This window comes from Burkholderia sp. E168m23 (assembly GCF_016586125.1).
Lineage (GTDB): Bacteria > Pseudomonadota > Gammaproteobacteria > Burkholderiales > Burkholderiaceae > Burkholderia > Burkholderia orbicola.
Map to the genome: position 1 here is coordinate 1 of NZ_BCPP01000481.1, position 5314 is coordinate 5314.

Genomic DNA, 5314 nt, shown 5'->3' on the forward strand with positions numbered 1-5314 from the left:
TTAATCCGATTGACGGCCGAGGTACCCCGATTGCGTTGCGCAAGGAGGGGCCTCGGCTGTTTATTTTCTGGTTGTTACCGGTCAGCCTTATCGGTGTAACGAGCCGAGGGTATTGAAAAGGAAAGCCCATGCAAACCAGTTTGCTGAAACCCAAGATCATCGCCGTGGAATCGCTGGGCGAGAACCACGCGAGGGTGGTCATGGAACCGTTCGAACGCGGTTACGGCCACACCTTGGGCAATGCGCTTCGCCGCGTGCTGCTGTCGTCGATGGTGGGCTACGCGCCGACCGAAGTCACGATCGCAGGCGTGGTGCACGAGTACTCGACGCTGGATGGCGTGCAGGAAGACGTCGTCAACCTGCTGCTGAACCTGAAGGGCGTGGTGTTCAAGCTGCATAACCGTGACGAAGTGACGGTTACGCTGCGCAAGGAAGGTGAAGGCGTCGTGACGGCCGGCGATATCGAGCTGGCTCACGATTGCGAAGTCATCAACCCGAATCACGTGATTGCGCACCTGTCGAAGGGCGGCAAGCTCGACGTTCAGATCAAGATCGAAAAGGGTCGCGGCTATGTGCCCGGCAACGTCCGTCGCTATGGCGAAGACACGGCCAAGATCATCGGCCGCATCGTCCTCGACGCATCGTTCTCGCCGGTTCGCCGCGTGAGCTATGCGGTTGAAAGCGCACGGGTCGAGCAGCGTACCGACCTCGACAAGCTCGTGATGAACATCGAGACGAGCGGCGTGATCACGCCGGAAGAAGCGATCCGCCAGTCGGCCCGCATCCTGGTCGACCAGCTGTCCGTGTTCGCGGCGCTGGAAGGCACGGAAACGGCAGCCGAAGCGCCGTCGCGTGCACCGCAGATCGATCCGATCCTGCTGCGTCCGGTGGACGATCTCGAGCTGACGGTTCGTTCGGCGAACTGCCTGAAGGCCGAGAACATCTACTACATCGGCGATCTGATCCAGCGCACGGAAAACGAGCTGCTGAAGACGCCGAACCTCGGTCGCAAGTCGCTCAACGAGATCAAGGAAGTGCTCGCTTCGCGCGGTCTCACGCTGGGCATGAAGCTCGAGAACTGGCCGCCGGCTGGTCTCGACAAGTAAGCCCGGTTGTAGCCAGGCTATAGCTGTAGTTGGCAAAGATGCGGATTTTCCTTTAAAATCCGCATCTTGCTTTTTTTCGTTACCGGCCCGTGCACCCTTCGAGGTGCGATAGAAGAGCTGGACCAAAACTTTGAATCAAGGAAACTGAAATGCGCCATCGTCATGGTCTGCGGAAACTGAACCGCACGAGCAGCCACCGTCTGGCTATGCTCCGTAACATGTCCAACTCGCTGATCGAGCACGAAGTCATCAAGACGACGCTGCCGAAGGCGAAGGAACTCCGTAAGGTCGTCGAGCCGCTGATCACGCTCGGCAAGAAGCCGTCGCTGGCAAACCGTCGCCTGGCGTTCAACCGCCTGCGCGATCGTGACTCGGTGGCGAAGCTGTTCGACGTGCTCGGTCCGCGTTTCGCGAACCGTCCGGGTGGCTACCTGCGCGTGCTGAAGTTCGGCTTCCGCGTGGGCGACAACGCACCGATGGCACTGGTCGAACTGCTCGATCGTCCGGAAGTCGACGAAACGGAAAACGTGCAAGAAGCCGAGTAAGCTTCCGGTACGCAGCAGGATCTGAAAGGGGCCGAGCAATTGCTTGGCCCTTTTTGTTTTTGAGATGCCGGCTGCGATCGATTGTCGCAGGCCGGTGCCGGCAGCGTCGCGCGGGCTGCGCTACGATACGGGGCAACCGGTGCGGTCCCTGAGCGCGTAACCGGCGTCGGCAGAAGCCGGCAGACCCGTTAGGAGGGCGCGGATGATAGTGGTGCTGATGCTGACGACGGTACCCGATGCGGCGACGGCGGCAGCGCTCGCCGACGGTGCGCTCGACGCACGGCTTGCGGCGTGCGTGTCGGAGCTCGGCACGATCAAGTCGCGCTATCACTGGCAGGGCAAGGTCGAAACGGCCGACGAGATCCAGTTGCTGTTCAAGACGAGCCCGGTCCGGGCGCTCGAACTGGAGCGGTTCATTCTCGCGCATCATCCTTACGAGACGCCCGAAATCGTCTCGTGGCAGACGACGGCATCGGCCGCGTATGGCCAGTGGGTGACCAGCGAAACTCAACGTCTATTTCATGTTTAACGGTATGGCGCTTTCGGTGCGCGTGCGCGCGCTGCGGTTTCTTGCGGTCCTGTTGTCGTTCGTGTTCGTGCTGGGCGGATTGTCCGCCGCGCGCGCGGCCGACGATTTCCTCGATCCGTCGGTTGCGTTCAAGTTCAGCGCGAGCGAATCGCCGGGACAGGTGGACGTCCGCTTCAAGATCGCCAACGGCTATTACATGTATCGCGAGCGGTTCGCGTTCGCAGTGAAGAGCGGTCAGGCCACGCTCGGGGAGCCGCAATTCCCGGCCGGCCACGTGAAGTTCGACCAGACGTTCCAGAAGAACGTCGAGACCTATCGCGATGAAGTCGTCGTTCACGTGCCGGTAAAGCAGGCGGCCGGGCCGTTCGAGCTCGCGGTGACGTCGCAAGGGTGTGCGGACGAAGGGATCTGCTATCCGCCGGCCGAGCACGTGATGAAGGTCGATGGCGCAGCGCTCGGCGCCGCCTCCTCGTCCGGTGACACGGCTGCCGCGGGTAGCTGGTTCGACAAGGTCACGAGCGCCGATTTCGCGCAGTCGCTGCTCGAAGGCCACGGCTTCTTCACGATCGTCGCGCTCTATTTCGTCGCGGGTGTCGTGCTGAGCCTGCTGCCGTGTTCGTACCCGATGATTCCGATCGTGTCCGCGATCATCATCGGCCAGGGCACGCGTGCGACGCATGCACGCGGCTTCGCGCTGTCGCTGACCTACGTGGTCGGCATGGCGCTGGTCTACACGGTACTCGGGATCGCCGCCGCGCTGGTCGGCCAGAGCCTCGGCGCATGGTTGCAGAACCCATGGGTGCTTGGCGCGTTCGCCGTGCTGCTGACCGCGTTCGCGGTGTCGCTGATCTCGGGCAAGGACATCGCATTGCCGGAGCGCTGGCAGAACGGCGCGGCCGAGGCATCGAGCGCGCGCCAGGGCGGCCACTTCGTCGCGGTCGCGGCGATGGGCGCGTTGTCGGCGCTGGTCGTCGGCGCGTGCATGACGGCGCCGCTGTTCGCCGTGCTCGCTTTCATCGCGCACACCGGCAATGCGTTGCTCGGCGGCGCGGCGCTGTTCGCGATGGGGCTCGGGCTCGGCGTGCCGCTGCTGGTCGTCGGCGTCGGGGCCGGGACGGTGCTGCCGCGCGCCGGCGCGTGGATGGACGGCGTCAAGGTGTTCTTTGGCATCGTGCTGCTCGCGGCCGCGTTGTGGATCGTCTGGCCGGTGCTGGCGGGCGCGCTGAAGATGGTGCTCGCGGCGTTGTGGCTGCTGATCGCGGCCGCGGCGCTCGGGCTGTTCACGCCGAATGCCGGTGCCGCGTCGATCTGGCGCCGCCTGGGCCGCGGCGTGGGCGCCGCGCTCGCGATCTGGGCCGCGACGCTGCTCGTCGGCCTGGCTGCGGGCTCGACCGATCCCGTCAAGCCGCTGGCCGTGCTGGCGGCGCGTACGGTAGCGTCCGGCGGCGCGGCGACGGCCGGCGCAGCTGCCGCGCAGGACGGTCCTGCGTTCGCATCGGTGCGCTCGAGCGGCGAACTCGACGCGCTGCTGAAGACGTCGGGCCAGCCCGTGATGCTCGACTTCTACGCCGATTGGTGCGTGAGCTGCAAGGAGATGGAGCATCTGACGTTCACCGACGCGCGCGTGCAGGCGCGGCTCGCGAAGCTCCACCTGGTGCGCGCGGACGTCACCGCAAACAACCCGGACGATCAGGCGCTGCTCAAGCGCTTCAACCTGTTCGGGCCGCCGGGCATCATCTTCTTCGATCGCAACGGCAACGAGATCAGCCGCGTGGTTGGCTATCAGGCGGCCGATACGTTCCTGCGCAGCCTCGATCGGGCGGCCGTGCCGACGGTATGACGGTGTCAGTCGGGCCGAACCGGCGACGGACGATTCGGGCTGGCTGACAGTCTCGATCGACGGTAAACAAAAAAACGGCGGAACACCGAGGTGTCCCGCCGTTTTTGCAGGTGCGTGCCGACGCGCGATCAGCGCTGCGCTTTCAGCAGACGCGCGGCATCGAGCGCGAAGTACGTGAGCACGCCGTCGGCGCCTGCCCGCTTGAACGCGAGCAGCGATTCGAGCACGACCTTGTCGTGGTCGAGCCAGCCGTTCATCGCGGCCGCCTTCAGCATCGCGTATTCGCCGCTCACCTGGTACACGTAGGTCGGGAAGCGGAACTCGTCCTTCACGCGGCGCACGATGTCGAGATACGGCATGCCGGGCTTGACCATCACCATGTCGGCGCCTTCGTCGATGTCGAGGCGCACTTCACGCAGCGCTTCGTCGCTGTTCGCCGGATCCATCTGGTAGGTCATCTTGTTGCCCTTGCCCAGGTTGGATGCCGAACCGACCGCATCGCGGAACGGGCCGTAGAACGCCGACGCGAACTTCGCCGAATAGGCCATGATCCGCGTATGGATATGACCGTCGCTTTCCAGCATCTCGCGGATCGCGCCGATGCGCCCGTCCATCATGTCCGACGGCGCGACGATGTCGACGCCGGCTTCGGCCTGCGCACGTGCCTGTTCGATCAGGATTTCGATCGTGTCATCGTTGATCACGTAGCCGTTCTCGTCGAGCACGCCGTCCTGGCCGTGGCTCGTGTACGGATCGAGCGCGACGTCGGTCAGCACGCCGAGTTCGGGGAAGCGCTTTTTCAGCTCACGCACGGCGCGCGGAATCAGGCCTTCCGGATTGGCCGCCTCGCGACCGTCGGGTGTTTTCACCGACGGATCGATGGCCGGGAACAGCGACAGCACGGGCACGCCGAGTTCGACGCACTGCTCGGCGACGTGCATCAGCAGGTCGACCGACACGCGCTCGACGCCGGGCATCGACGGGATGGGCTGGCGTTGCTGGGTGCCTTCGACGACGAACACCGGGTAGATCAGGTCGTCGGTGGTCAGGCGGTTTTCGCGCATCAGGCGGCGGGAGAAGTCGTCGCGGCGCATCCGGCGCGGACGATGAAGCGGATGGAAGCTCATGGCGATTTGGCAGAAATCAGGGCAAGAAGACCTTACGGAACCCTTAGGTCATTTTCGAGATCGTTGGTATATGATAGCGATCGAGCGGCACGCGTTGCGTGCAGCTCCCCGCTTCTCCTCCCTGAGCGGGTGCCTGTCGTTTTTCGATTAGGCTGTTTGACCCGCCG

The 5314-nt window shown here is 64.2% G+C and carries 5 protein-coding genes; 4 read left to right on the top strand and 1 reads right to left on the bottom strand.

Features of this window, described 5'->3' with window-relative positions; genetic code table 11:
• Positions 1 to 128: 128 nt before the first annotated feature.
• The 4 genes from JMF90_RS22585 to dsbD all read left to right on the top strand — a co-directional run bounded on the left by JMF90_RS22585 (position 129) and on the right by dsbD (position 4020).
• Positions 129 to 1106 (top strand): DNA-directed RNA polymerase subunit alpha, encoded by a 978-nt coding sequence (locus JMF90_RS22585; protein ID WP_006477176.1) that lies wholly within the window; start codon positions 129 to 131, stop codon positions 1104 to 1106.
• A gap of 149 nt (positions 1107 to 1255) precedes the next feature.
• Complete coding sequence (gene rplQ, locus JMF90_RS22590) at positions 1256 to 1651, top strand: 50S ribosomal protein L17 (protein ID WP_006477175.1); 396 nt, start codon at positions 1256 to 1258, stop codon at positions 1649 to 1651.
• Positions 1652 to 1853: 202 nt separating this feature from the next.
• Positions 1854 to 2180 carry a divalent-cation tolerance protein CutA gene (gene cutA, locus JMF90_RS22595; RefSeq protein WP_027805216.1) on the top strand — a complete coding sequence of 109 codons (327 nt, stop codon included), beginning with the start codon at positions 1854 to 1856 and terminating at the stop codon, positions 2178 to 2180.
• Positions 2173 to 4020, top strand: a complete 1848-nt coding sequence (gene dsbD, locus JMF90_RS22600) for a protein-disulfide reductase DsbD (protein ID WP_175810062.1) — start codon at positions 2173 to 2175, stop codon at positions 4018 to 4020. Before cutA ends, dsbD begins: the two co-directional genes overlap by 8 nt.
• 128 nt (positions 4021 to 4148) lie before the next feature.
• On the opposite strand, the gene hemB is transcribed toward dsbD, so the two are convergent.
• Positions 4149 to 5147: a porphobilinogen synthase gene (gene hemB / locus JMF90_RS22605; RefSeq protein ID WP_011546641.1), complete on the bottom strand. Its 999-nt coding sequence runs from the start codon at positions 5145 to 5147 to the stop codon at positions 4149 to 4151.
• Between the last annotated feature and the right edge of the window lie 167 nt (positions 5148 to 5314).